We start from the raw sequence: 24,661 nt of genomic DNA, 5'->3' as shown, positions 1-24,661 counted from the left end.
GGCCTCAGAGCACTTTCGCGAGGAAGTCGCGGGTCCGTTCCTGGCGGGGGCTGCCGAACAGTTCCTTCGGCGTGCCCTCCTCGAGGACGTACCCGTCGGCCATGAACAGCACCCGGTCGGCGACCTCCCGGGCGAAACCCATCTCGTGCGTGACCACGACCATGGTCATGCCCTCGGCCGCCAGGTCGCGCAGCACCTGCAGCACCTCGCCCACCATCTCCGGGTCGAGGGCGCTGGTCGCCTCGTCGAACAGCATGATGTCCGGATTCATGGCCAGCGCCCGCGCGATCGCGACGCGCTGCTTCTGCCCGCCGGACAGGTTGGCCGGCTTCGCGTCGGCCTTCTCGGCCAGCCCCACCCGGTCGAGCAGGGCGAGCCCCCGCGCGCGTGCCTCCTCCTTGGTCGCACGCTTCGTCAGCACCGGTGCGAGCACGATGTTCTCGAGGGCCGTCATGTGCGGGAACAGATTGAAGTGCTGGAACACCATCCCGATGTGGCGGCGCACCCGGTCGATGTCGATCTTCCGGTCGGCGAGGTCGAACCCGTGCACCACCACCGAACCGGCGCTGATGTCCTCGAGCCGGTTCAGGCACCGCAGGAACGTCGACTTGCCCGAACCGGAGGGGCCGATCACGCACACCACCTCGCCGGCGAGGATGTCCACATCGATGCCCTTGAGCACCTCGTTCTCGCCGAACGACTTCTTCAGGCCGCGCACGCGGATCTTCACCTCGCGACCGTCCTCGAGCGGCTGGGCCGCGGCTGCCTCGGTCAACGGTTGATCCTCTTCTCGAGTCGGTCCGACAATTTGGTCAGCGCCATGATGACGACGAAGTAGATCACCCCGATGATCAGCCACATCTGGAACGACTGGAAGTTGCGGGCGATGATGATCCGCCCGGTCTGGGTGAGCTCGGCGATGCCGATCACCGACAGGATCGAGGTGTCCTTCAGCGTGATCACGAACTGATTGATGTACGACGGGATCATGGTGCGCACCGCCTGGGGCATGACCACCTTGCGCATCGCGGGCAGGTAGCCGATGCCGAGGCTGCGGGCGGCCTCCATCTGCCCCTTGTCGACGGACAGGATGCCGCCACGCACGATCTCGGCCATGTACGCGCCCGCGTTGAGCGAGAGCGTGATGATGCCCGCGGTGAACGCCGACATCTGGAATCCGGCCGCGGCCGGGATGCCGAAGTAGATGAAGAAGGCCTGCACCAGCAGCGGGGTGCCGCGGAACACGTCGACGTAGGTGGTGCCGATACCGCGCAGGACGATGTTGTGCGAGACCCGCATGAGGCCGAACAGCGCGCCGAGCACCAGCGCGATCGCGATCGAGACGACCGACAGCACGAGGGTCAGCCACAGCCCCTCGAGGAGCAGCTGCCAGGTGCTGCGGAGCAGGCCCGGGATGGAGTTGTCGGCCTGCGCGGCGCCCTCGCCGAGGTAACTCTCCACGATCTCGTCGTAGCGGCCGTTGTCCCGCAGGTTCTGCAGGCCCGCGTTGAACGCCGTGAGCAGCTCCGGGTTGCGGCCCTTGTTCACCGCGAACCCGTAACTCGCACCGGCCTCCTTCTCCGTGACCGTCTTCAGCCCGTTGCCCTGGGCGATGCCGTACGCCAGCACCGGGTAGTCGTCGAAGACCGCGACCGAGTTCCCGGTGCGGACCTCGTCGTACATGCTCGCCGAGTCGGCGAAGTAGACCGTGGTGAACCCGTACTCGTCCTTGATGGACTCGGCGAACGCGGCGCCCTCGGTGCCGTTCTTGACCGCGACGCGCTTCCCTGCCAGATCGGCGTACGACGCGACCTCGTCGTTGCCGGCGAGTACCGCCATCTGCACGCCGGACTCGAAGTAGGGATCCGAGAAGTCGAAGACCTGCTTGCGCTCCTCCGTGATCGACATGCCCGCGATCACGCCGTCGGCCTGGTCGGCCTGCACCGCCTGCAGGGCGGCATCGAAGCCCAGCGGACGGACCTCCACGGTGAAGCCCTGGTCCTCCGCGATCTCCCGGATCAGGTCCATGTCGATGCCGACGAAGTCGCCCTGCTCGTTCTGGAACTCGAAGGGCGCAAAGGTCACGTCAGTGGCGATGACATAGGTGCGGCCGGCGGCGGGGGACTGCGCCAGGGCCGCCGGCGCGGCAGCGAGCAGCAGCGCGCCGAGCATGCCGAGCAGGGTCAGCAGGGCCGCACTCCGCCGCGCCGGCGGACGGTGAATTCGGTCACCCAAAGTAATCCCACCTCTGTAATTCGCGCGTCGTGCGGCACGTTTTCCCGAGCGTCGAATCGACGCTAGCCCGCCCCTTCGTTCGCAGCCCGGCGATTGATCGAAAATTACGAATCGTCACCTACCTCGTTACCGAGAAACCGCAGGTAGAAATGCTGCAGTTGCCGTATCAATGCCGATTCGTTACCGTGCCGTGATCGAAGTTGTCGACAGTGCAGGAATAGCCGTGTCACCTTTCACCAAGATCAACCGAGCGAAATCGCCCACGCTGTACGTGGTCGTCGCCGCACTCTTCCTCACCCTTGCGGCCGGCGGCATCGCCGCCCTGATTCAGCACAAGGAACTCACCCTCGACGTGGACGGTGAGCGGATCGCGCTCAGCACCATGAGCTCCGAGGTCGGCGACGTTCTCGCCGGCGCCGGCTACCCCGTCGGCGAGCACGACGTGGTGGCCCCGGCCGTCGACGCCGAGGTGTCGGACGGGGACACGGTGGTGCTGCGGCGGGCGCGTGAGGTGCAGCTGAGCGTCGACGGTGCCGAGCGCACGGTGTGGACGACGGCGACGACGGTGGACGAGGCGCTGGCGCAGTTCGAGCTGGCGGCGGATGTGTACACCTCGGCGTCGCGGTCGCACCGGTTGCCGCTCGAGGGTGCCGAGCTCGACGTGGTGAGCCCGAAGACGGTGCGGTTGCTCGACGGCGGTGCGCCGGCGGTTCAGGTGCGGATGGCGGCGCCGACGGTCGGGGAGTTCCTGGCCGCGCACGGGGTGGCGCTCGAGCAGGCCGATTCGGTGGTGCCGGCGGTCGATGCGGCGCTGACCGACGGCCTCGAGATCCGCATCACTCGCGACCGTATCGAAACCCGCATCGAGAACCAGCCGGTCCCCGCGCCCGAGCAGCGCGTCGACGACCCGAACATGACCGAGGGTGAGACCGCGCTCGACAACCCGGGTGCTCCCGGTGAGCGCACCGTGACCCTCGACGTGCACACGATCGACGGCGTCGAGGTCGGCCGCACCGAGAAGTCCTCGACCACCGTCCGGGAGCCGGCTCCCGCGATCGTCCGCGTCGGCACCAAGCCGAAGCCGGCCGTGCCCGCCTCCGGACGCTCCTCCACCTGGGACTCCCTCGCGCAGTGCGAGGCCACCGGCAACTGGGCCATCAACACCGGCAACGGCTTCTACGGCGGTCTGCAGTTCACCCAGCAGACCTGGGCCGCGTTCGGCGGCACCCAGTACGCGCCGCGCGCCGACCTGGCCAGCCGCGAGCAGCAGATCGCCGTTGCCGAGAAGGTCCAGGCCGCGCAGGGCTGGGGAGCCTGGCCGGCGTGCACCAGCAAGATGGGCCTGCGGTAAGAAGTACGGCTTGTGTCCCCACTGACGAAGATCAACAACTCGCGCTCCGTGCTGTTGTACGCCGTCGTCGCGGCGCTCCTGGCCACCCTGGTGGCCGGCGCCGCGACGGCGCTCGCCCGGCACAAGACCGTGACGATCGACGTCGACGGGGACCGGCTCACCCTGGGCACCATGAGCTCCGAGGTCGGCGACGTCCTCGCCCACGCCGGCTACCCCGCCGGTGAGCGCGACGTGGTGGCCCCGGCCGTCGACGCCGAGGTGTCGGACGGGGACACGGTGGTGCTGCGGCGGGCGCGTGAGGTGCAGCTGAGCGTCGACGGTGCCGAGCGCACGGTGTGGACGACGGCGACGACGGTGGACGAGGCGCTGGCGCAGTTCGAGCTGGCGGCGGATGTGTACACCTCGGCGTCGCGGTCGCACCGGTTGCCGCTCGAGGGTGCCGAGCTCGACGTGGTGAGCCCGAAGACGGTGCGGCTGTTCGACGGCGGTGCGCCGGCGGTTCAGGTGCGGATGGCGGCGCCGACGGTCGGGGAGTTCCTGGCCGCGCACGGGGTGGCGCTCGAGCAGGCCGATTCGGTGGTGCCGGCGGTCGATGCGGCGCTGACCGACGGCCTCGAGATCCGCATCACCCGCCAGCGCACGGTCCGGGTCACCGAGACACAGCCGCTCGCGCCTCCGGAGCAGCGCCTCGAGGACCCCACCATGAACATGAGCCGGACGGTCGTCGAGAACCCCGGCGTGCCCGGCGTGCACGACGTCACCTTCGCCGTCACCACCGTCGACGGCGTCGAGACCACCCGCGAACAGATCGACGCCGTCGTCATCACCCCGGCGCAGCCGCGCATCGTGCGCGTGGGCGCCAAGCCGGGAACCGAGGTTCCGCCCGTCGAGAACAGCGACGCCTGGGACGCCCTCGCACAGTGCGAAGCCACCGGCAACTGGGCCGTCAACACCGGCAACGGCTACTACGGCGGCCTGCAGTTCGACCAGAGCACCTGGGAGCGCCAGGGCGGCCTGAAGTATGCGCCCCGCGCCGACCTCGCCACCCGGGAAGAACAGATCGCCGTCGCGAGCCGGATGCAGCGCGCCCAGGGCTGGGGAGCGTGGCCGTCCTGCTCGTCCCGCATCGGCGTGCGTTAGGTTCGGCACGTGCCAGACCATTCACCCGGCGACCCCGGCTCGACCCCCCGCGACGGTTCCGACGGGACCGCTCGCGACGGTTCCGACGTGACCGCTCGCGGTCGTGCCGCCCTGCTCGGTCCCGCCGAGGTGCGCGCCCTCGCGGAGGAGTTCGGGGTCCGGCCGACCAAACAACTCGGCCAGAACTTCGTGCACGACGCCAACACGGTGCGCCGCATCGTCTCGGTCGCCGGCGTGGGCCGCGACGACGTGGTGCTCGAGGTGGGCCCGGGCCTCGGCTCGCTGACGCTCGCCCTGCTCGACGTCGTCGACCGCGTCGTCGCCGTGGAGATCGATCCCAGGCTCGCCGAGCGCCTGCCCGCGACGGTCGCCGACCGCGCACCCGACCTCGCCGGGCGGCTCGACGTCGTCCTGAAGGACGCCATGCGGGTGTATCCGGCCGACCTGCCGGCCACCCCGACGGCGCTCGTCGCGAACCTGCCCTACAACGTCGCGGTGCCCGTGCTGCTGCACCTGTTCGCCGAATTCGACTCGCTGCGCACGGCTCTGGTGATGGTGCAGGCCGAGGTGGCCGATCGGCTCGCCGCCGAACCCGGGAGCCGCGTGTACGGCGTGCCCAGTGTCAAGGCCGGCTTCTTCGGCCACGTCCGTCGCGCCGGGTCGGTCGGCCGGGCCGTGTTCTGGCCGGTGCCCCAGGTGGAATCCGGGCTGGTGCGCATCGACCGCTACGCCGAGCCGCCGTGGCCCACGGACGAGGGGCACCGTCGCAGGGTATTCGCCGTCGTCGATGCCGCATTCGCGCAGCGCCGCAAGACGCTGCGGGCAGCGCTGAGCGGCTGGGCCGGTTCGGCCGCGGAGGCCGAGCGACGCCTGCTCGCCGCCGGGATCGATCCGTCGACGCGGGGGGAGAAGCTGGACGCCGCTGCCTTCGTGCGGATCGCCGGCACGCAGTGACGGCGCCGGGCAGGGCCGGCACGCAGTGACGGCGCCGGGCAGGTCGGTTCCTTCGCAGCGCTTGGCAGGCGGGCGGATCTGTGCTCTACTGGTACACGGTCGTTAGGTAGTGTGTTCGTGGTTTACCCCTCGCACATTTCTAGTTGCGAGCGGATGCGAAATTCCCACGGAATCCTTCTCAGCCGTCGAGTGACAGGCCCGGACGACGTCGTGTCGTTCGACGAAAGGTGAAGGCCACAAGGCTTTCCGAGAAGTATGAGGTTGAAAATGGTTGAAGGTACCGTGAAGTGGTTCAACGGCGAAAAGGGCTTCGGCTTCATTGCCCCCGCCGACGGCTCCGCGGACGTCTTCGTGCACTTCTCCGAGATCCAGGGTCGCGGCTTCCGCACCCTCGAGGAGAACCAGCGCGTGAGCTTCGAGGTCGGCCAGGGTCAGAAGGGCCCGCAGGCCACCGGCGTCACCGTCATCGGCTGACGTAGGTCGAACGCTCGCTGCGCGTTCTCCGGGCAAGTGCCTTCTCCGACGGCCTCGTGAGGTCGTCGTGGAAGTGCCGCCGTGAGAGGTGCATCCGAGCAGTGAAGAGGGGCCGGTCCGCAGGGACCGGCCCCTCTTCGTGTCCGTGGGCTGACGTCTTCGCCTCCGTGGGCTGACGTCTTCGCCTCCGGGGGCCGGCCGTCGTGTCCTGCGAAAACGTTTCGGCACAACGCTGTTTCGTGGCCGTTCCGGCGATATCGCTGGCGGTGCGGGCGCCGATGTGATCTACTTGCACTCGGTCGTTAGGTAGTGTTCGTGGTTCACCCCTCGCGCATTTCTGGTCGCGAGCGGATGCGATAGCCCACACGGAATCGTTTTCTACCGTCGAGTGACAGACCCGAGCGGCGATGTGTCGCTCGACGAGTGGGGAAGCCTGGTGCTTCCCGAATCTTCTTAGGAATGAACATGGTTGAAGGTACCGTGAAGTGGTTCAACGGCGAGAAGGGCTTCGGCTTCATTGCCCCCGCCGACGGCTCCGCGGACGTCTTCGTGCACTTCTCCGAGATCCAGGGCGGCGGCTTCCGCACCCTCGAGGAGAACCAGCGCGTGAGCTTCGAGGTCGGCCAGGGTCAGAAGGGCCCGCAGGCCACCGGCGTCACCGTCATCGGCTGACACACCCGCCTCACCGGCCGAATGTCACACGAGTTCGGTTCGATCGAATACGTGTGACATCCGGTCACCGCACGCGCCGGCTCAGTCGCTCACAGCGACGGAGCCGGCGCGTTCGTATCGCCGGGCCAGCAGCTCGTGGCGCCGTCCCGCGTGCAGGCACGCGTCCCGCAGTTCCGGCGGATCCAGCACGGTGAAGTCGACGTCGAACGCCGCGAGCCAGTCCGCGATCGACCCGAGCGACGCGCCGCCGAGCGCCACCGCGCAATGGTCGTCGTCGACCGGTTCGAGGGTTCCCCACTGCTCGTCGACCATGGGCGCGATCGACTCGAACGGCGCGTGCAGCAGCACCCGGGCCCGGACCCGGACCGACCCGCGCGCGATGCCCCGGGCCACGAACTCCGCGGCCCCGCCGGGTGGCAGCCCGCGTGTGATGAACCGCGGACCGGTGGGGATCTTCGGTTCCATCCGGTCGACGCGGAACGACCGCCAGTCCTGCCGGTGCAGATCCCACGCCACCAGATACCACCGTGCCCCGGAGCGCACCAGCCGGTACGGCTCCACCTCCCGCCGCGAGAATCCGCCGTCGTGCGTGCGGTAGTCGAAGCGCAGCCGCTCGTGTGCGTGGCACACCGAGGCGACGGCGGACAGCAGGCCCGCGTCGACCGCGGACGCCGCCGGAGCCTGCTCGACCACGTCCACCCGCAGCGCCTCGAGCCGGTGCCGCAACCGCGACGGCATCACCTGCCGCAGCTTGGCCAGGGCGCGGCCCGAGGCCTCCCCGATGCCCGTCACCGAGCCGGTCGCGCCGGACTGCAACGCCACCGCCACCGCGACGACCTCCTCGTCGTCGAGCAGCAGCGGCGGCATCTCCGCACCCGCACCGAGGCGGTACCCGCCCCCGACCCCGACGGTCGCGTCCACCGGGTAGCCGAGGTCGCGAAGCCTGTCGACGTCGCGGCGCACCGTGCGGGTGGTGATCTGCAGGCGTTCGGCGAGCTCGGTGCCGGACCAGTCCCGCCGGGTCTGGAGCAGCGACAGCAGGCGCAGCAGGCGAGCGGACGTTTCGCGCATGGCCCGAGCATGCCAGCGAACGAGGACAGCCGCCGTCCGCAATCGGTCCCGCGCGGGTGCGTAAGCTGTATATCCGTGCTGTCCGTCGTTCCGAGCCCCGTCACCGTGCGGGCACCGTCCAAGGTGAATCTGCACCTCGCCGTCGGTGACCTGCGCGACGACGGATACCACGAGCTGCGCACGGTCTTTCACGCGCTGTCGCTGAGCGACGAGGTGTCCGTCGCCCGCGCCGACACGCTGAGCCTGCGGGTACGCGGCGCCGACGCCGCGGCCGTCCCCACCGACGCCGGCAACCTCGCGTGGCGGGCGGCGACCCTGCTCGCCGAGCGCGCCGGACGCGCACCCGAGGTCGCCATCACGATCGACAAGGGCATTCCCGTGGCGGGTGGCATGGCCGGCGGCAGCACCGATGCCGCCGCCGCGCTCGTCGCCCTCGACGCCCTGTGGGGGCTCGGTCTCACCCGCGACGACCTCGACGAGTTCGCCGCCGAACTGGGCAGCGACGTCCCGTTCTGCCTGCACGGCGGTACCGCCATCGGCACCGGGCGCGGCGAGCGTCTGGTGCCCGTGCTCTCCCGCGGCACGTTCCACTGGGTGCTGGCCCTCGCCAAGGGCGGCCTGTCCACCCCGGTGGTGTTCCGTGAGCTGGACCGGCTCCGGGCCGAGGGCTCCCCGCCCCGGGTCGGCGGACTCGACAGCCTGCTGCAGGCGCTTGCCGCCGGCGATCCACACGCGCTGGCGCCGCTGCTGGGCAACGACCTGCAGGCCGCGGCCCTGTCGCTCGAGCCCGCGCTGCGGCGCACCCTGCGCGCGGGCGTGGAGGCCGGGGCCCTGGCGGGCATCGTCTCCGGGTCCGGACCCACATGCGCGTTCCTGTGCGCCGACGCCGCCGCGGCGGTGACGGTGAGCGCCGAGCTCGCCGGGGCCGGCGTGTGCCGGACGGTGCGCGTGGCCTCCGGGCCGGTCCCGGGCGCGCGCGTCGTCGACAACTCCCACCACTGATCTCTCGGAAGGCATTGCTCCGCGTGGCGAATCTGATCAACCTCGAACAGGTCTCGAAGTCCTTCGGCATCAAGCCGCTGCTGGACTCGGTGTCCCTCGGCGTGCAGGAGGGTGAACGCATCGGCGTCGTCGGCCTCAACGGCGGCGGCAAGACCACCCTGCTCGAGGTCCTCACCGGCCTCGAGGAGCCCGACTCGGGCCGGGTCAGCCGGGTGGGCGGGCTGCGCATGGCGGTCGTCACCCAGCGCGGTGTTCTGCCGCCCGGGTCCACGGTCGGACAGGTCGTGCTCGGGCCGCTGGGTGTCGCCGAGCACGAGTGGGCCGGCGACGCCCGGATCCGCTCCGTCCTCGCGGGCATCGGCGTCGACCGGCTCGGCCTCGACGCGCTCGTCGACGGTCTCTCCGGCGGCGAGCGACGGCGCGTCGCACTCGCGGCCGCGCTCGTGCAGGACCTCGACCTGCTCGTGCTGGACGAGCCCACCAACCACCTCGACGTCGAGGGCGTGCAGTGGCTCGCCGAGCACCTGCTCGCCCGGCGCAGCGCCCTCGTCGTCGTCACCCACGACCGGTGGTTCCTCGACACCGTCGCGACCCGCACGTGGGAGGTCGTGAACGGGCAGGTGGAGAGCTACGAGGGCGGCTACAACGACTGGATCTTCGCCCGCGCCGAGCGGGCCCGGCAGGCCGATGCGATGGAGGAACGGCGCCGCAACCTTGCGCGCAAGGAACTGGCGTGGCTGCGGCGCGGGGCTCCGGCGCGCACCTCGAAGCCGCGCTACCGCATCGAGGCGGCGGAGTCGCTGATCGCGAACGTGCCGCCGCCGCGGGACACGGTGGCGCTGGCGTCGTTCGCCAAACGCCGCCTCGGCCGGGTGGTCATCGAGCTCGAGGACGCGACGCTGACCACCCCCGACGGCCGGGAGCTGGTGCACGACCTCACGTGGCGGCTCGGCCCGGGCGAGCGGATCGGCCTGGTCGGGGTCAACGGATCGGGGAAGACGACGCTGCTGCGCACCCTCGCCGGGGAACTCGAACCGGCGTCCGGTCGTCGCATCCAGGGCAAGACCGTCGAGATCGGTTGGCTGCGACAGGAACTCGACGACCTGCCCACCGACCTGCGGGTGCTCGACGCGGTCAAGGATGTGGCTGAACGGATCACCCTGGGGGACAAGGAGGTCTCGGCCGGCCAGCTCGCCGAACGGCTCGGCTTCACCCCGGCGCGGCAGCGCACCCCCGTCGGCGACCTCTCCGGCGGCGAGCGCCGGCGGCTGCAGCTGACCCGGGTGCTCATGGCCGAGCCGAACGTGCTGCTGCTCGACGAGCCCACCAACGACCTGGACATCGACACCCTGCAGCAGCTCGAGGACCTGTTGGACGGCTGGGCGGGCACCATGGTGGTCATCTCCCACGACCGCTACCTGATCGAGCGGATCTGCGACTCGACATGGGCGCTGTTCGGCGACGGCAGGCTCACCAACCTCCCGGGCGGGATCGACGAGTACCTGCGCCGTCGCGCGGCGCTGGGCGACGGGGACATCCCGTCGTCGGCCTCCACCGTGGCAAAGGCGTCGACTCCGGATCAGGTTGCGGCACAACCGAAGCGCGACGGCGCGGCCGAGCGGTCCGCCCGCAAGGAACTGGCACGGCTCGAGCGGAGCGTGGCGAAGCTGACCGAGCGCGAGGAGAAGTTGCACCACGACCTCGCCGACGCGGCCACCGACCCCGATCGCCTGCAGAAGCTCGACGCCGAGCTGCGCAGCGTGGTCGCGGAGAAGGAAGCCGCCGAGGAGCAGTGGATGGAGCTGGCGGGAGAACTGGAATAGGGACCGGTTACCGGACGGTCTCCGGGACGCGATAGTCGTAGATCCAGCGCTGGTTGTCCCGACGGGACGCCGCGCGCAGGATCACCGGCAGGGCTGCGTCGCGCAGCACCCGGCGGACCTGGCCCACGGACTTGTAGCTGCCGTTGCGCCTGCCCTGCTCCACGATTCGCTCGACCCGGCCGCGGCGCAGGCGCTCGTAGGCCGCGAGCGCGTCGGCGGTGCCGGGGATGTCGCGCAGGCACCGGGCGAGCACGAGGGCGTCCTCGACGGCCATGGATGCACCCTGTCCCGACGACGGCGAGGCGGCGTGCGCCGCGTCGCCGACGAGCACCATCCGGTCGGTGCGCCAGGTGGGGACGGTGGGCAGGTCGTAGGTGCTCCATCCGCGGACGATCTCCTCGGTGGCATCGACGATCCGCAGCGCGGGACCGGCGTCGTCGGCGAAGAGGGTGCGCAGTTCGTCGCGCCACCGATCCGGGGTGAGCGCGGCGAGTTCCCCGGGGGCCGGTTCGGTGCGCCGGCCCGGGTTGGCGAACCACCACACGTCACCGTCGGGGTGGGCGAGGTACCCGAAGAAGCACCGCGCGCCGAAGACGAAGTGCGCCGTGCCCGGCTCCACGTCGAGCCGCAGGCCCTTCGCGAACCCGCCGGTGTTGAGGAGGCCGAGGTAGCGGGGCTCGGGGGCGTGGGGGTCGAGGACCGCGCGCGTGCGGGAGTGCAGCCCGTCCGCCCCGATCAGCAGGTGCGCTTCGGCCGACGTGCCGTCGGTGAAGTCGGCCCGCACACCGTCGCCGCAGGGGCGGGCGTCGGCCAGGTGTTTGCCGTATTCGATTCGCACGCCACGACGCAGAGCCTCGTCGCGGAGTACTCGATAGAGGTCGGCGCGTCGGAGGGTGCGGCTGGCCGCGCCGAACGAGGTCACGCCGCCGTTGTCGAACTCGGCCAGCAGTTTCCCGGTGCCGCTGGAGATGCGCATCCGGCGGGTCTCCATGCCGAAGCCGGCAAGGTCGAGGTCGAGCAGGTGCAGCGCCTCGAGGCCGTTGGTGGCGACGGTGAGGAACGCGCCCACGCCGTCCGCCATCCGGTCGTGCCCTTCGTAGACGACGGGGTGGAGTCCCGCCTGCTGTAGCGCCATCGCCGTGACCGGTCCGGCGATGCCCGCTCCGATGATCGCTACGTTGTTAGTCATATTTGCACTATACATAAAATGACTATGACGGGCGGGTGGATATGCTCCACCGATGGCCACACCGCGCAAATCGGTCCTCGCCATGGCGTTGTTGTCGATGCTCTCCGAGGAACCCATGCACGCCTACCGGATCCAGCAGCTGATCAAGGAGCGGCACAAGGACGACGTCGTCAACGTCGCGCAGCGCAACAGCGTCTATCAGACACTGGACAGGCTGCTGCGCGACGGCCTGATCGAAGTGCAGACCACCGAGCGGGCCGAGAACCGCCCCGAGCGCACCACCTACCGCCTCACCGAGCCGGGGCGCGTGATCCTGCGGCAATGGCTGACGACGATGCTCGCCGAACCGGCACGCGAATTCCCGGAGTTCCCCGCCGCTCTGGCATTTCTGCCCAGTCTCACCCCCGACGAGGCGGCCGCAGCATTGCGGGCGCGCGTCGCGGCGCTCGAGCGGAGCCTGGAGGCGCTGGCCGCCGGCCTGGCAGACGCGGCCGCGTTCCTGCCGCGGTTGTTCGTCGTCGAGGACGAGTACCGGCGGGCCGTGCTGGCAACCGAGCTCGGCTACGTGCGCGCGCTCACCGACGACATCGCCGCGGGCCGCCTGCGCTGGTGAGCGCGCGGTCGACCCGCCACGAGCCGCCTACAGCCCCAGCAGCTTGCTGATGATCTCGTTCATGATCTCGGTGGTGCCGCCGCCGATGCCGAGAACGCGGGCATCGCGGAAGTGGCGTTCGACCTCGCTCTCGCGCATGCAGCCGAGGCCGCCGAAGAGCTGCACCGACTCCATCACCGCGTGGTCGCACGCCCGGACGGCGAAGTTCTTCGCCATCGACGTCTCGAGCAGCATCGGCTCGCCGTTCACCCAGCGTTCGGCGACGGAGCGGCAGAAGGTGTGTGCCGCAGCGATCTCGGTTGCCAGCTCCGCGAGCCGGTGGCGCACCACCTGACGGCTCGACAGGGGCCTGCCGAACGTCTCGCGCGAACGGACCCACTCCACCGCCAGGTCGTAGCAGCGCTGTGCGGTGGCGACGGCCTGGAACGCGAGCGAGAGCCGCTCGCCCTGGAACTGCTGCGCGATCTGTGCGAAACCGCTGTTCTCCTCGCCGATCAGGTTCGCGACGGGCACCCGCACGTCGTCGTAGAACAGCTCGGCGGTGTCCGAGCACAGCCAGCCCATCTTGTCGAGCTTGCGCGAGACCGTGAATCCCGTTGTGCCGGTGGGTACGACGATCAGCGAGATGCCCCCGGCTCCGGCCTCGCCCGTGCGGACGGCGGTGGTGACGAAATCGGCGCGCGTGCCGGAGGTGATGTACAGCTTGGCGCCGTTGATCACGTACTCGTCGCCGTCGCGACGGGCGGTGGTCCGGATGCCCGCGACGTCGGAACCCCCGCCCGGCTCGGTGATACCCAGCGAGCCGATCATCCGGCCCTCGAGGGCGGGCCGGGCGAACCGCTCGATCAGGTCCCGGTTCCCGGACGCGACGATGTGCGGGGTGGCGATGCCGTGACTGAACAACGCGGAGATCAGACCCGACGAGCCGCCCGCGAGGATGATCTCCTCGAGGATCGCGAGCATGTCGAGCGGGTTGCCGCCGGAACCGCCGTGCTCCTCGGCGACCGAGGCGCCGAGCAGCCCGGCGTCGGCCGCCGTGCGGTGCAGCTCGGGCGGGACGGCGCCCTCGCGCTCCCAGGTGTCGAGGTGCGGGAGGATCTCCTTGCGGGTGAAGTCCGCGGCGAGCCGGCGCAGCGCGGCCCGCTCGGGGGTGTCCCAGGTTTCCCTGTTCAGCGTCGTGGTCATCGTCCGCTCCAGACGGGTGTGCGCTTCTCCATGAAGGCCATGACGCCCTCGAGGGTGTCGGCGCTGGTGGTCAGTCGGGCCAGGGCGGCGTCGGTCGCGGCCCACGCCTGTTCCTCGGACGGGACGATGCCGTCGACGATGCCGCGCGCGATCGTCTTGCTCGCCTGCACGGCCAGGGGTGCGCCGGCGGCGACGAGGTCGGCGAGCTCGAGCGCGGTGGTGAGGAGGTCGGTCCGCGGAACGACGCGGTTGACCAGACCCCAGCGCAGCGCGTCGGCCGCGGCCATCGGCTTGCCGGTGAGCACGAGCTCCATCGCGACGGCCCGAGGGAGGGCCTCGACGATCCGGAACACGCCGCCGGCGCCGGCGATGAGGCCGCGGTGGACCTCGGGCAGCCCGAACTCGGCGGTGTCGGCGGCGACGACGAGGTCGCTCGCGAGGGCGAGCTCGGTACCGCCGCCGAGGGCGGTGCCGTTGACCGCCGCGACGACCGGCTTGGTGATGTGGTGCCTGACGACGCCGGCGAAGCCCCAGTGCGCGGTCTCGGGCGGGGTCACCCCACCCGGGCCGGCGGTGCCGAGCGCCTTGAGATCGGCGCCGCCGCAGAAGACGCTGTCCCCGGCGCCGGTGAGGACGACGACGCGCACGTCCGGATCCTTGTCGGCGCGTTCCCACGCCTCGCCGAGGCCGGTGTGCACGTCGGCGTTGATGCTGTTGGCGGCCTTGGGCCGGTTGATGGTGACGAGCAGCGTGTGGCCGCGCTGCTCGACCAGGACGACGGGCTCGGTCATGCGGGGGTCTCCTCGGTGACGGGGTCGGTCAGGGTGACGGTGAGGGCGCCACCGCGGTCGACGACGTGGACGGTGCGGCCGGCGAGGCCGGGACCGCCGGCGAGCACCGCCGCGCCGGCAGCATCGGTGTAGCCGCAGACCCGACGGCCATCGGGGGTGGTGCCCACCAGGAACCCGACCGCCGGGTGGCCGTCGCGCCCGTATTCTGCGGTGGCCGTGTGGATCTCGACCTCTCCGGTGTAGTCGGCGGCGAACTCGGGCGCGGTGGCGGTCAGCATGCGGGGCTCGGGGTCGCCGACGTACCCGCGGGTGTGCGGGGCGGCGGCGAGCACGACGGTGTGCTGGTAGGTCAGGTAGCCGCCGTTGCCGTGGACGAGGGCGATCTCGGCATCGGTGCGCAGCCGGCGCGTGACGGCGACGAACGAGTGCAGCGTGTAGCTGTTGAGCGGTCCGCCGAAGAAGGAGTGGCCGCCGGTGACGCTCGGGACGGTCTCGCGGGGCAGGCCGAGGTGCTCGATGAGCAGCTTCGGCACCACGGGGAAGCAGCTGTAGGCGTCCACGATGTCGAGGTCGGCCGGCCGGAGATCGGTGCGTTCGAGGGTGCGGGCGAGGGCGTCGGCGAGCGCCGCGGACCGGCCGAAGTCGGCGCGGGCGAGGATGTCGGCCGGCTCGGTCGCGCCCGCACCGCCCCACACGTACACGATCCGGTCCTCGGCGACGCCGAGCTCGCGGGCGGTCGCGAGGGAGGTGACGACGACGGCGGCAGCCTGGTCGACGAACGGCATCGCGTTGAGCAGCAGCGGGTACGGGGCGGTGACCATCCGGTTGCGGGGGCCGACGGTGGTGATGTCCTCGGCGGTGCGCAGGTCCGGGTTCCAGGCGGCGGGGTTGCGGCCGGCGATCTCGGAGAACGCGGCGTACAGCTGGGCGGACCAGGCCAGCGACTCGTCGCGGGAGTGACCGAGTTCGTGGCTGAGCCGGTTCTCGAACAGCGGGTAGACGCGTGTGGGTGCGATCATCCCGGCGCGCTGCATGGCGGGGCTGCCGAGGTCGTCGGGGTCGAACGCCGGCGGCCCGCCGGGGTCGGTGGTCCAGCCGAGCGTGGCCGGGTCGGTGCCGGTCTTCGTCGCGGCGGTGACCGAGGCCTGGGATTCGCCGCCGACGAGGAGCGCGACGCCCGCGGCGCCGGTGGCGATCTCGTGGGCGATCCGGTCGAGCAGGGCAGCCGGCCAGTGCCCGCCGAGGGGGCTGGTGTGGGTGCGGACCGCTGCGGCGCCGAGACGGGTGGCGAGCAGGGCGGGCAGGTCGTCGTACGCCCAGCTCGCGGTCTTGACGGCGTACACGGAGTCGATGCGCTGGGCGAGTCCGTCGGCACCGGAGTCGGCGAGGGCGGCCACGGCGGCCTCGTGGATCAGGTCGAGCGGTTCGCGGGGGCCGGCGGGGGCGCCGGCGCGTCCGGAGCGCAGGTCGCCGACGCCGACGACGACGGGTACCCGGGCAGGGTCGGTCATGGCGGTCCTCGGGGGAGTTGTCCTGGATCGGTCACCCGCACACTAATACGGACTGATTCAGTCTGTAAATGGGATGGGGCGTCTGGCACACTGCAGACCGTGACCGAGCCGACCGTCCGTCGCCGGGGCCGACCCCGCGACGCCGACCTCGAGGACCGTGTCTACGACGCGGTGATCGAGGTCTACTCCGAGACCAGCTGGCGCGGCTTCACCATCGACGCGGTCGGCAGGCGCGCCCGGGTGGGCCGGGCGGCGCTGTACCGGCGCTGGGCCACCAAGGACGAGTTGCTCGTGCAGGCCCTCGAGGCGCGCAGCCCGCTGCCGGTGCCGATCGACACCGGGTCGTTGCGCTCGGACCTGGTCGAGCTCGTCACCCAGCTGCTGCGCGGCTACCGCACCACGCCCGGGCTGGTGAGCCTGCGCGTCGCGCTCGACGCGCGCGTGCACCCGGACCTGCTGGCCAACCTGACCTCCACGCTCAACCGGAGCCGCCTCGTCGCGGCCCGCACCATCGTGCTGCGGGCGGTCGAGCGCGGCGAACTGCCCCCGGCGGTCTCGGTGACCCTGCTGCTCGAGATGGTCACCGGCGCGGCGCTCAGTCACGTGCTGTTCTCCCTCGCCGACCCGGGATCGGCGGCGGACGACGACGCCTATGCCCGCACGCTCGTCGACGCCGCGATCCGGGCGCTGGTCGCGGAACGGGAACACGATCCAGGTGCCGTGACCTAACTGCAACCGTATTGCCCGGCGAGCCGCCGAAATCGATACCCTCCGAGGGTGATCCCGGCTAGCCTGGCTGACAGGTCTTACCTGTGGTGGGAGGCGCGAGAATGGATCTGCAGGCGATAGGTGAGATCGAGCGGCTGAAGTACCGCTACGCGCGGGCGCTCGACACGAAGTCGTGGATCGAACTGGCCGACACCATGGTTCCCGAGGCCACCGCCGTCTACGGCGAGCACCTGAGTTTCGAGTCGCGCGACGCGTTCCTGAACTTCCTCGAGAACACCCTCGGATCCCACGTCCTCACCGAACATCACTGTGGCCATCCCGAGATCGACGTCGAGGGCGACACGGCCACGGGCATCTGGTTCCTGGCCGACACGGTGGTGGTGCCCGAGGACGGGCTGGTGATGCGCGGGTCCGCCTACTACCACGACCGCTATGTGCGCTGCCCCGACGGACGCTGGCGCATCTCCCATACCGGATACGAAAGAAACTGGGAGACAGTCACATCCGTGTCCGACATGCCCAGCTTCCGGCTCACGTCGAACCGGTGGTCGCTGCTGCAGCAGCCGCCGCGCGCATCCTGAGCCACCCGAGAGGAGGGGGACCCCGCCCGATGACCGCGACCGACACCGAAGTCTTCCCCCGGGCCGGTGCGCTCCCGTACCTCATCGTGGCGCGCGCCCGCAGCGCCATCGACTGGTACCGGCAGGTGTTCGGCGCGACACTGGCGGCGGACCCCGTGGTGCTGGAGGACGGCCGGATCGGGCACGCCGAGCTGGTCTTTCCGACCGGAATGGTCTACCTCGCGGAGGAGTTCCCCGAGATGGGCCTGGCCGCACCCGAGGCCGGCGCGACGTCGGTGAGCCTGATGCTGCCGGTCGCCGACACCGACGCCGTTCTCGCGAAGGCCCACGACGCCGGCGGCACCGTCGAGCGCTGGATCGCCGAGAGCCACGGTCACCGCAACGCCACGCTGCTCGATCCGTTCGGGCACCGATGGCTGCTCATCGGCCCCCCGACCGGTCGCCGGCAGGACGGCACCGCCGGTACCGGACAGTAGGCCACGGTGCGCCGAGTTCGACACGCGCGCCGCCGGGCTCACACGATCGGCCGTCGGGGGAGCGGCCCGGTAGGCTCCGCCCCGTGACCGACACCTTCATCCGCACCCGCGTCGCCAACGGCATCGGCGAGGTGGTGCTCGACCGGCCGGTGGCGCTCAACGCCCTCGACTCGTCGATGATCCGCGACATGTACGAGGCCCTGCTGGCATGGCGCGACGACCCCGAGATCACCGCGGTGCTGGTCACCAGCGCATCCGACCGGGCGTTCTGCGCGGGCGGCGACATCAAGCCGGTGCGGGACGCCGCCGTGGCCGGCGACACCGCCGCGGTGCGGGACTACTTCGCGAACGAGTACCGGCTCGACGAACTGGTCGCCACCTACCCCAAGCCGTACCTCGCGCTCCTCGACGGCGTCACGATGGGCGGCGGGCTGGGCATCTCGGTACACGGCGCGGTGCGCGTCGTGACGGAGAAGGCGATGCTGGCGATGCCGGAGACGGCGATCGGCTTCATCCCCGACGTCGGCGCCAGCCACTTCCTGCCGCGACTGCGCGGCACCACCGCCCGCTGCGACGCGGTCGGACTGTATCTGGCGCTGACCGGCGCCCGCGCCGACGCGGGCGACGCCATCGCCGTCGGCCTGGCCACCCACTTCGTTCCCAGTCACCGGATCGAAGCCCTCGCCGACCGGATCCGCGAGGGACACTGGCAGCTGGCGCTCGACGAGTTCGCCGAGGCGGCCCCCGCATCGGCGATCGCCGACCGGTACGCCGACATCGACGCGGTGTTCGGCGACGGCACCGTCGCCGACGCCGTCGAACGGCTCTCCGGCGACCACGACCTCGAGGAGCAGTGGGCCGTCACCACCCGCGCGGCGCTGTGCGCGGCGTCCCCGACGAGCCTCTGGGCCACCGCGGAGCTGCTGCGTCGCGGCGCCGAGAGCACCCTGGGCGAGTGCTTCGCGCGGGAACTCGAGGTCGCGGTGCGGATCACCGCCGAGCCGGACTTCGCCGAGGGGGTGCGCGCGGTGCTCGTCGACAAGGACCGCAACCCGTCGTGGTCGCCGCGGGGGATCGGCGAGGTGGACTCGGCCGTCGTCGCGGGGCTGTTCCGGGAGTAGACGCTCGGCCGGCCGCAGTCCCGCGCGGGGAGTGGGGCGCGACGAGAGGACGCATCCGCGCACGAAATCCTCAGCAGTGCGGGTTGTTTCATGGGCAGCCGACCGGCGGGTGCGCGGATGCGGGCGTCAGCGTGCGGTGCGCTGCGGCGCGAGCAGGTCGACGACGATCTCCTGGCCGCCCAGCACGGCGCGGATCTCCGGGTTCTCGAATCCGCCCGCGACGAGGTACTCGCCGAGCAGGGTGAGCAGTTCGTCGGTGTCGATCGTCGGGTCGGAGGCGGGGGGACGCTGCGCACGGGCGGCGAGTTCGGTGTGCGCCAGTCGCGCCGCGATCCGCACGGATGCCACTCCCATCGAGTTGCGGCGCGACGCGGCGGTCGGCGTGCTGTCCGCGGCGACGCCGTTCGTGCCGGCGACGATCTCGTCGAAGCTCGGCAGCGAGAGCGGATCGGTGCCGTTGCCACCGGCCTCGTCGGCGACGTCGTGGTCCGCCGCGTGGCTTCCCACCGAATGCGGGGCGGACGCGCCGTTACCGGTCAGGGTTCCCGGCAGGGGATAGACGAAGGTGCCCGCCCGCTTGGGACCCGGCGACTCGTCCGCCGGGTCGGAACGGCCGCGCAGCGGCGTGCCGTCGGTCGGTGCGGCCGAGTCGTCGTCCATGAACGCTCCTGACATCCGCGAGCTCGGTCGGCTCGACGGCACAGCAAACTACCAGTAACACCAGCCCCACGCACCACGGGCGTCCCTAATCGGCGGTGGCCACCAGCGGCTCGAGGGTGAGCTCGGGAAGTTCCTTCTGGATGTACTGCAGCCGCCACTTGTCGCTCACCAGCGCCAGCAGCACCCCGTCGGAGCGGGTGAAGACCTCGACGCCGCGCTGCCGGTTCAGCTCGTCCGCCGAGGCCGCGTCGGTGCGGCGGGCCAGCGCGTAGCCGAGCGGTTCCATCCGCGGCTCGACGTTGTACTCGGCCTTCATCCGGGCCGCCACCACCTCGAACTGCATGGGACCGACGGCCGCCATCACCGGGGACGCGTCGCCGCGGATGTCGTTGCGCAGGATCTGCACCACGCCCTCGGAGTCGAGTTGATCGACGGCCTTGCGGAACTGCTTGTACTTCGAGGCGCTCTCGGCGCGCAGGATCGAGAAGTGCTCGGGCGCGAACGACGGGATCGGCGGGAACTCCACCTTCCTGTCCACGTACAGGGTGTGCCCGGGCGCGAGAGCCGTGGCGTTGACCAGGCCGACCACGTCGCCGGGGTAGGCATTCTCGACCGTGGACCGTTCCCGGCCGAACACCGTCAGCGCGTACTTGGTGGCGAACGGCTTGCCCGTCTGCGCGTGCGTGACGACCATGCCGCGCTCGAACACCCCGGACACCACCCGCATGAACGCCAGGCGGTCGCGGTGCGCGGTGTCCATGCCCGCCTGCACCTTGAACACCACGGCGCTGAACGGGTCGTCCACGTTGCGGGAGTTGCCGTTCACGTCGAGCCGGGCGCGCGGCGGCGGCGCCAGCGCGACGAGGGTGTCGAGGATCTGCCGGACGCCGAAGTTGAGCATCGCCGACGCGAAGATCACCGGCGAGGTCTGCCCGGCCAGGAACAGCTCCTGGTCGTGGTCCTGGCCGCTGGCAGACAGCAGCTCCGACTCCTCGGCCGCCTCGATCCACGTCTCGCCCTCACGGTCCTCGGCCTCGCCGGGGGAGAGCCGGTCCTCGGGGGCGATCTTCGCGCCGCCGGCGGTGCGGGTGAACTTGACGTACTCGACGGGTGCGCCGTCCTCGCCGCGGCGCAGCAGGCCGCGGAAGTCGCCGGCGATGCCGACGGGCCAGAACAGAGGGGTGGGGGTCAGGCCGATGCGCTCGTCGATCTCGTCGAGCAGTTCCAGCGGGGTCCGGCCGGGCCGGTCCCACTTGTTGATCACGGTGATGACGGGGATGCCCCGGTGCCGGCACACCTGGAACAGCTTGAGCGTCTGCGGTTCGAGGCCCTTGGCGGCGTCGATGAGCATCACCGCCGCGTCCACGGCGGTGAGCACCCGGTAGGTGTCCTCGGAGAAGTCGGAGTGGCCGGGGGTGTCGACGAGGTTGATCACGTTGACGACGTCGTCGCCGGACTCCTCGGAGCGGTAGTTGAACTGCAGCGCCGTGGAGCTGACGGAGATGCCGCGGGCCTTCTCCATCTCCATCCAGTCGGACACGGTGGACTTGCGCCCGGCTTTGCCGTGCACCGCACCGGCCTCCGCGATGACCTTCGCATGCAGGGCCAGCGCCTCGGTCAGCGTGGACTTGCCGGCGTCCGGGTGGGAGATCACTGCGAAGGTGCGGCGGCGACCCGCTTCCGCGAGCACTTCCTTCGACGACACGGCGGTGTTGCCGGCGTCGTTGCCGGTGGAAACGGGCGGGGTAGTCAACGCGGAAGAACCTCTCGAAGCGGATGTGCGGCTCGTGGATGCGCGCGAGCGGCTCGCGCATCGCAGACAACTCGTCCATGTTACTCGGCGATTGAATGTCGATTTCCGCCAGATTCGGTCACATTCGCCGAAGAGACTCCCCCTCGGCGCGGATCGGGGGCACCCTGGGCGTGGTCGTATCCGGCGTGAGGAGTGGTTCGTGAGCAGATTCACCGACGAGATGTACGAGACCGCGGCTCGCTCGCCGCATGCTCTGGTCACCGGCGAGCCGGACGCCCCGCGGCGGCAGACGTGGGGGCAGATCCACGAGCAGGCCCGGCGCATGGCCGGTGCCCTCGCCGCGGCCGGCATCGGCCACGGCGACGCCGTCGGCATCCTCGCCGGGAATCCGGTGGACATCGCACCCGCCTGCCAGGCCGTGTGGATGCGCGGTGGCTCGGTGACGATGCTGCACCAGCCCACCCCGCGCACCGACCTGGCGCTGTGGGCCCGCGACACCGAGGTCGTCATCGGCATGATCGGCGCCCGCACCGTGGTGCTCGGCGCCCCCTTCGAGATCGCCGCGCCGCTGCTCGCCGAGCGGGGCATCCCCGTCGTCACGATCGCCGAGATGGACGCCGGCACGCCCGTCGACCCGCTGCCCACCGACGAACAGGACGTCGCGCTGCAGCAGCTGACCTCCGGGTCCACGGGATCCCCGAAGGCCGTGCAGATCACGCACGAGAACTTCTACGTCAACGCGTACGCGATGATCGAGCGGATCAAGTTCTCCCTCGACGACGACGTGATGGTCAGCTGGCTGCCGCTGTTCCACGACATGGGGATGGTCGGGTTCCTCAGCGTGCCCATGCAGGTCGGCGCCGAGGTCGTCTCCGTGACCCCGCTCGACTTCCTGCGGTCCCCGCTGCTGTGGGCCGAGCTGATGAGCAAGTACCGCGGAACCGTAACGGCCGCACCGAACTTCGCGTATTCACTGCTGGCGCGCAAGCTTGCGCAGGCGCCCGACGGCGCGGTCGACCTGTCGTCGGTGCGGTGGATGTGGAACGGTGCCGAGCCGGTCGACCCGGACACCATGGAGGCCCTCGCCGCCGCCGGCGCCCGGTTCGGCCTCGACCCCGCCGCCCTCGCGCCGGTCTACGGCATGGCCGAGACCACCCTCGCGGTCTCGGTGCCGGACCCCGGACGCGGGCAGATCCTCGATCTCGTCGACCCCGACCTGCTCGAGGCCGGCGGGATGGCGGTGCCGTCGAGCCGGGCCAACGCCCGTCGCCTGCCCACCCTCGGCCACCTCGTGCCCGGCCTCGAGGGCCGCGTCGTCGGCCAGGACGGGGAGGTGCTGCCGCCCCGCGGCGTCGGCATCATCCAGTTGCGCGGCAGGGCGGTCACCCACGGCTACCTCACCATCGACGGTCCGGTGCCCGCGCAGGACTCGCAGGGCTGGTTCGACACCGGCGACGTGGGCTACTTCACCGAGGACGGCCTGGTCGTGGTGTGCGGACGCGTCAAGGACGTCATCATCATGGGCGGGCGCAACGTCTATCCCACCGACATCGAACGGGCCGCGTGCAGCGTCGACGGCGTGCGCCCCGGCAACGCCGTCGCGATCCGCCTCGACGCCGGCGACAAACGCGAGTCGTTCGCGGTCGCCGTCGAGACCAACCGGATCGACGATCCGGAGGAGGTGCGCCGCATCGAACACGACGTCGTGCACGCGGTCGTCGCGGAGGTGGGGGTGCGGCCGCGCACCGTCGCGGTCCTCGGGCCGGGCAGCATCCCGAAGACGTCGTCGGGCAAGCTGCGCCGCGGCAGCTCCGTCCACCTGCTGGGCGGCTGACGCCGCGCTCAGTCCACCTGCTGGGCGGCTCGCCGCGCTCAGTGCAGCCTGTTCTGCGCCTCTTCCAGGCCGACCCGCAGCAACAGCTCCACCGCGTCGGCGGCCTGCTCGCGGATCAGGTCGAGGTCCTTGCGTTCGGTCGCGGAGAACGGCTTGAGCACGTAGTCGGCCGGGTCCATGCGGCCCGGCGGGCGGCCGATCCCGATGCGGGTGCGCAGGTAGTGCTTGGTGCCGAGGGCACTCGAGATCGACCGCAGCCCGTTGTGGCCGTTCTCGCCGCCGCCGAGCTTGAGCCGGATCGCGCCGAAGTCCAGGTCCAGCTCGTCGTGGAGGACGACGACGTCGGCGGGCTCGACGGAGAAGAACCGCGCGAGTCCCGCGACCGGGCCGCCCGAGAGGTTCATGTAGGTGCGTGGCTTGGCGAGGATCACCTGCCGGCCGTCGAGGCGGGCCTGCACGATGTCGGCGTTGCTGCGCTTGTGCGCGCTGAACTTCCCGCCGACGCGGGCGGCGAGCGTGTCGGCCACCATGCAGCCGACGTTGTGGCGGGTCTTCTCGTACTGCGAGCCGGGATTGCCCAGCCCCACGACGAGGGCGGTGCCGTCGCTCACTTGGCGGTGTCCTTCCGTTGCGGCGGGTGTTGCTACGACGGCGGCGCGTCATCCCGTGGGATGACGCGCCGCTCGTCACGTCACGCGGAGCCGGTGGGGCTCAGGCCTCCTCGGCCTCGGCAGCCTCACCCTCCGCGGTCTCGCCCTCCATCGCGGCGGCGGTCGGTGCGGCGACCACGTTCACCAGCAGCAGCTCCGGGTCGCCCTGCAGGGTCGCACCGGCGGGCAGCTGCACGTTGTTCGCGAGGATCTGGGTACCGGCCTCGACACCCTCGATGGACACCTCGACCTGCTCGGGCAGGTTCAGGGCGTCGGCCTCGAGCTGGACGGTGTTGACCTCGTTGACGACCAGGGTGCCGGAGGCGGCCTCACCGGTGACCACGAGCGGGACCTCGACGGTGACCTTCTCGCCCTTCTTCACGACGAGCAGATCGGCATGTTCGATGTAGTTGCGGATCGGGTGCACGACGACCGACTTGGTCAGCGCCAGCTCCTCGGCGCCGTCGACCTCGAGGGTCAGCAGGGCGTTGGTGCCGTGGGCGCGCAGCACGGCCGCGAACTCACGGGCCGGGAGGGCGAGGTGCTTGGGGTCCGTGCCGTGGCCGTACAGAACGGCGGGGACCTGACCGTCGCGGCGGGCGCGGCGGGCGGCACCCTTGCCGAACTCGGTACGGACGGCGGCTACGAGACGGTTTTCGTCGGACATGCTGAAAGGCTCCTACGCATATGGCTCGAACTGGGGCGGTCTTCCCGGCGAGGGGCGACGCGCGCGGCCAGGAGCGTGGACACGCTCGAGCGGAGCCGCAGCCGCGTCGATCACGGTGAGCCAGCGATTTCGCGGTTCACCCTCGCCGAGACAACTCGAACGACTCTACCGGATCCGCC

The 24,661-nt window shown here is 71.0% G+C and carries 24 protein-coding genes; 13 read left to right on the top strand and 11 right to left on the bottom strand.

The annotated features are described in order from the left end of the window. Positions 1-4 precede the first annotated feature (4 nt). Both ACWPOB_RS12125 and ACWPOB_RS12120 read right to left on the bottom strand, forming a co-directional pair. Positions 5-775, bottom strand: a complete 771-nt coding sequence (locus ACWPOB_RS12125; protein ID WP_100057465.1) for an amino acid ABC transporter ATP-binding protein — start codon at positions 773-775, stop codon at positions 5-7. Beyond that, positions 772-2,235, bottom strand: coding sequence for an amino acid ABC transporter substrate-binding protein/permease (locus ACWPOB_RS12120; protein ID WP_455400962.1), 1,464 nt, complete (start codon positions 2,233-2,235; stop codon positions 772-774). The genes ACWPOB_RS12125 and ACWPOB_RS12120 overlap by 4 nt, the downstream gene beginning before the upstream one ends. A 223-nt stretch (positions 2,236-2,458) precedes the next feature. Here ACWPOB_RS12120 and ACWPOB_RS12115 point away from each other — a divergent pair, with 223 nt between their 5' ends. From ACWPOB_RS12115 to ACWPOB_RS12095, 5 genes are all read left to right on the top strand, one after another. Beyond that, complete coding sequence (locus ACWPOB_RS12115) at positions 2,459-3,586, top strand: transglycosylase family protein (RefSeq protein ID WP_455400961.1); 1,128 nt, start codon at positions 2,459-2,461, stop codon at positions 3,584-3,586. Between the two features lie 12 nt (positions 3,587-3,598). Next, positions 3,599-4,726, top strand: coding sequence for a transglycosylase family protein (locus ACWPOB_RS12110; protein WP_455400960.1), 1,128 nt, complete (start codon positions 3,599-3,601; stop codon positions 4,724-4,726). 87 nt (positions 4,727-4,813) lie between these two features. Next, positions 4,814-5,680, top strand: a complete 867-nt coding sequence (rsmA, locus tag ACWPOB_RS12105) for a 16S rRNA (adenine(1518)-N(6)/adenine(1519)-N(6))-dimethyltransferase RsmA (RefSeq protein ID WP_455400959.1) — start codon at positions 4,814-4,816, stop codon at positions 5,678-5,680. 267 nt (positions 5,681-5,947) lie between these two features. Beyond that, entirely contained in the window at positions 5,948-6,154 is a 207-nt protein-coding gene (locus ACWPOB_RS12100; protein WP_003937832.1) for a cold-shock protein, read from the top strand. Positions 6,155-6,619: 465 nt separating this feature from the next. After that, positions 6,620-6,826: a cold-shock protein gene (locus ACWPOB_RS12095; RefSeq protein ID WP_003937833.1), complete on the top strand. Its 207-nt coding sequence runs from the start codon at positions 6,620-6,622 to the stop codon at positions 6,824-6,826. An 81-nt stretch (positions 6,827-6,907) separates the two neighbouring features. On the opposite strand, the gene ACWPOB_RS12090 is transcribed toward ACWPOB_RS12095, so the two are convergent. Further along, positions 6,908-7,897 carry a helix-turn-helix transcriptional regulator gene (locus tag ACWPOB_RS12090; protein ID WP_455400958.1) on the bottom strand — a complete coding sequence of 330 codons (990 nt, stop codon included), beginning with the start codon at positions 7,895-7,897 and terminating at the stop codon, positions 6,908-6,910. A 75-nt stretch (positions 7,898-7,972) separates the two neighbouring features. On the opposite strand from ACWPOB_RS12090, the gene ACWPOB_RS12085 reads away from it, so the two are divergent. Then, on the top strand, positions 7,973-8,899 hold the full coding sequence (locus tag ACWPOB_RS12085) for a 4-(cytidine 5'-diphospho)-2-C-methyl-D-erythritol kinase (protein ID WP_455400957.1): 927 nt from the start codon (positions 7,973-7,975) through the stop codon (positions 8,897-8,899). Positions 8,900-8,922: 23 nt separating this feature from the next. Next, positions 8,923-10,722 carry an ABC-F family ATP-binding cassette domain-containing protein gene (locus ACWPOB_RS12080; RefSeq protein WP_455400956.1) on the top strand — a complete coding sequence of 600 codons (1,800 nt, stop codon included), beginning with the start codon at positions 8,923-8,925 and terminating at the stop codon, positions 10,720-10,722. A 7-nt stretch (positions 10,723-10,729) separates the two neighbouring features. Here ACWPOB_RS12080 and ACWPOB_RS12075 read toward each other — a convergent pair whose 3' ends face one another. Next, on the bottom strand, positions 10,730-11,911 hold the full coding sequence (locus ACWPOB_RS12075) for an FAD-dependent oxidoreductase (RefSeq protein ID WP_455400955.1): 1,182 nt from the start codon (positions 11,909-11,911) through the stop codon (positions 10,730-10,732). Positions 11,912-11,963: 52 nt separating this feature from the next. On the opposite strand from ACWPOB_RS12075, the gene ACWPOB_RS12070 reads away from it, so the two are divergent. Continuing rightward, complete coding sequence (locus ACWPOB_RS12070) at positions 11,964-12,524, top strand: PadR family transcriptional regulator (RefSeq protein WP_100057778.1); 561 nt, start codon at positions 11,964-11,966, stop codon at positions 12,522-12,524. A gap of 27 nt (positions 12,525-12,551) precedes the next feature. Here the strand turns inward: ACWPOB_RS12070 and ACWPOB_RS12065 are convergent, their stop codons facing one another. Genes ACWPOB_RS12065 through ACWPOB_RS12055 form a run of 3 tightly spaced genes read right to left on the bottom strand, consistent with a single transcriptional unit; the run spans position 12,552 to position 16,011 of the window. After that, entirely contained in the window at positions 12,552-13,709 is a 1,158-nt protein-coding gene (locus ACWPOB_RS12065; RefSeq protein ID WP_100057777.1) for an acyl-CoA dehydrogenase family protein, read from the bottom strand. Continuing rightward, the gene (locus ACWPOB_RS12060) at positions 13,706-14,500 is read right to left on the bottom strand and encodes an enoyl-CoA hydratase-related protein (protein WP_100057776.1); all 795 of its coding nucleotides are present in this window, start codon (positions 14,498-14,500) and stop codon (positions 13,706-13,708) included. The genes ACWPOB_RS12065 and ACWPOB_RS12060 overlap by 4 nt, the downstream gene beginning before the upstream one ends. Next, positions 14,497-16,011: an acetyl-CoA acetyltransferase gene (locus ACWPOB_RS12055; RefSeq protein ID WP_455400954.1), complete on the bottom strand. Its 1,515-nt coding sequence runs from the start codon at positions 16,009-16,011 to the stop codon at positions 14,497-14,499. The genes ACWPOB_RS12060 and ACWPOB_RS12055 overlap by 4 nt, the downstream gene beginning before the upstream one ends. 99 nt (positions 16,012-16,110) lie before the next feature. Between ACWPOB_RS12055 and ACWPOB_RS12050 the strand changes: the two genes are divergently transcribed. From ACWPOB_RS12050 to ACWPOB_RS12035, 4 genes are all read left to right on the top strand, one after another. Beyond that, the gene (locus tag ACWPOB_RS12050; protein WP_100057175.1) at positions 16,111-16,740 is read left to right on the top strand and encodes a TetR/AcrR family transcriptional regulator; all 630 of its coding nucleotides are present in this window, start codon (positions 16,111-16,113) and stop codon (positions 16,738-16,740) included. 101 nt (positions 16,741-16,841) lie between these two features. Continuing rightward, positions 16,842-17,321 (top strand): nuclear transport factor 2 family protein, encoded by a 480-nt coding sequence (locus ACWPOB_RS12045; RefSeq protein WP_100057174.1) that lies wholly within the window; start codon positions 16,842-16,844, stop codon positions 17,319-17,321. A 29-nt stretch (positions 17,322-17,350) separates the two neighbouring features. Next, positions 17,351-17,797, top strand: coding sequence for a VOC family protein (locus ACWPOB_RS12040; RefSeq protein WP_006938929.1), 447 nt, complete (start codon positions 17,351-17,353; stop codon positions 17,795-17,797). 83 nt (positions 17,798-17,880) lie between these two features. Beyond that, positions 17,881-18,918, top strand: coding sequence for an enoyl-CoA hydratase/isomerase family protein (locus tag ACWPOB_RS12035; protein WP_455400953.1), 1,038 nt, complete (start codon positions 17,881-17,883; stop codon positions 18,916-18,918). A gap of 126 nt (positions 18,919-19,044) precedes the next feature. On the opposite strand, the gene ACWPOB_RS12030 is transcribed toward ACWPOB_RS12035, so the two are convergent. Together ACWPOB_RS12030 and ACWPOB_RS12025 are read right to left on the bottom strand one after the other, a co-directional pair. Continuing rightward, positions 19,045-19,578, bottom strand: coding sequence for a hypothetical protein (locus tag ACWPOB_RS12030; protein ID WP_455400952.1), 534 nt, complete (start codon positions 19,576-19,578; stop codon positions 19,045-19,047). Between the two features lie 85 nt (positions 19,579-19,663). Beyond that, entirely contained in the window at positions 19,664-21,331 is a 1,668-nt protein-coding gene (locus tag ACWPOB_RS12025; protein WP_006938923.1) for a peptide chain release factor 3, read from the bottom strand. Between the two features lie 199 nt (positions 21,332-21,530). Between ACWPOB_RS12025 and ACWPOB_RS12020 the strand changes: the two genes are divergently transcribed. Further along, a complete protein-coding gene (locus ACWPOB_RS12020; protein WP_100057172.1) occupies positions 21,531-23,165 on the top strand; it encodes a fatty acyl-AMP ligase in 1,635 nt (544 codons plus the stop codon). 38 nt (positions 23,166-23,203) lie between these two features. On the opposite strand, the gene pth is transcribed toward ACWPOB_RS12020, so the two are convergent. Continuing rightward, complete coding sequence (gene pth, locus ACWPOB_RS12015; protein WP_455400951.1) at positions 23,204-23,776, bottom strand: aminoacyl-tRNA hydrolase; 573 nt, start codon at positions 23,774-23,776, stop codon at positions 23,204-23,206. A gap of 100 nt (positions 23,777-23,876) precedes the next feature. Continuing rightward, a complete protein-coding gene (locus tag ACWPOB_RS12010) occupies positions 23,877-24,482 on the bottom strand; it encodes a 50S ribosomal protein L25/general stress protein Ctc (protein ID WP_455400950.1) in 606 nt (201 codons plus the stop codon). Positions 24,483-24,661 lie beyond the last annotated feature (179 nt).

This window comes from Rhodococcus sp. 2H158 (assembly GCF_053764755.1).
The sequence above is the reverse complement of the archived record's forward strand: the minus strand, read 5'-3'. Positions and strand labels throughout refer to the sequence as shown.

Coding starts and splice junctions, on each gene's coding strand:
- ACWPOB_RS12100 (WP_003937832.1), top strand. CDS start 5,948: ATGGTTGAAGGTACCGTGAAGTGGTTCAACGGCGAAAAGGGCTTCGGC.
- ACWPOB_RS12095 (WP_003937833.1), top strand. CDS start 6,620: ATGGTTGAAGGTACCGTGAAGTGGTTCAACGGCGAGAAGGGCTTCGGC.
- ACWPOB_RS12090 (WP_455400958.1), bottom strand. CDS start 7,897: ATGCGCGAAACGTCCGCTCGCCTGCTGCGCCTGCTGTCGCTGCTCCAG.
- ACWPOB_RS12075 (WP_455400955.1), bottom strand. CDS start 11,911: ATGACTAACAACGTAGCGATCATCGGAGCGGGCATCGCCGGACCGGTC.
- ACWPOB_RS12070 (WP_100057778.1), top strand. CDS start 11,964: ATGGCCACACCGCGCAAATCGGTCCTCGCCATGGCGTTGTTGTCGATG.
- ACWPOB_RS12065 (WP_100057777.1), bottom strand. CDS start 13,709: ATGACCACGACGCTGAACAGGGAAACCTGGGACACCCCCGAGCGGGCC.
- ACWPOB_RS12060 (WP_100057776.1), bottom strand. CDS start 14,500: ATGACCGAGCCCGTCGTCCTGGTCGAGCAGCGCGGCCACACGCTGCTC.
- ACWPOB_RS12055 (WP_455400954.1), bottom strand. CDS start 16,011: ATGACCGACCCTGCCCGGGTACCCGTCGTCGTCGGCGTCGGCGACCTG.
- ACWPOB_RS12045 (WP_100057174.1), top strand. CDS start 16,842: ATGGATCTGCAGGCGATAGGTGAGATCGAGCGGCTGAAGTACCGCTAC.
- ACWPOB_RS12040 (WP_006938929.1), top strand. CDS start 17,351: ATGACCGCGACCGACACCGAAGTCTTCCCCCGGGCCGGTGCGCTCCCG.
- ACWPOB_RS12030 (WP_455400952.1), bottom strand. CDS start 19,578: ATGGACGACGACTCGGCCGCACCGACCGACGGCACGCCGCTGCGCGGC.
- ACWPOB_RS12010 (WP_455400950.1), bottom strand. CDS start 24,482: ATGTCCGACGAAAACCGTCTCGTAGCCGCCGTCCGTACCGAGTTCGGC.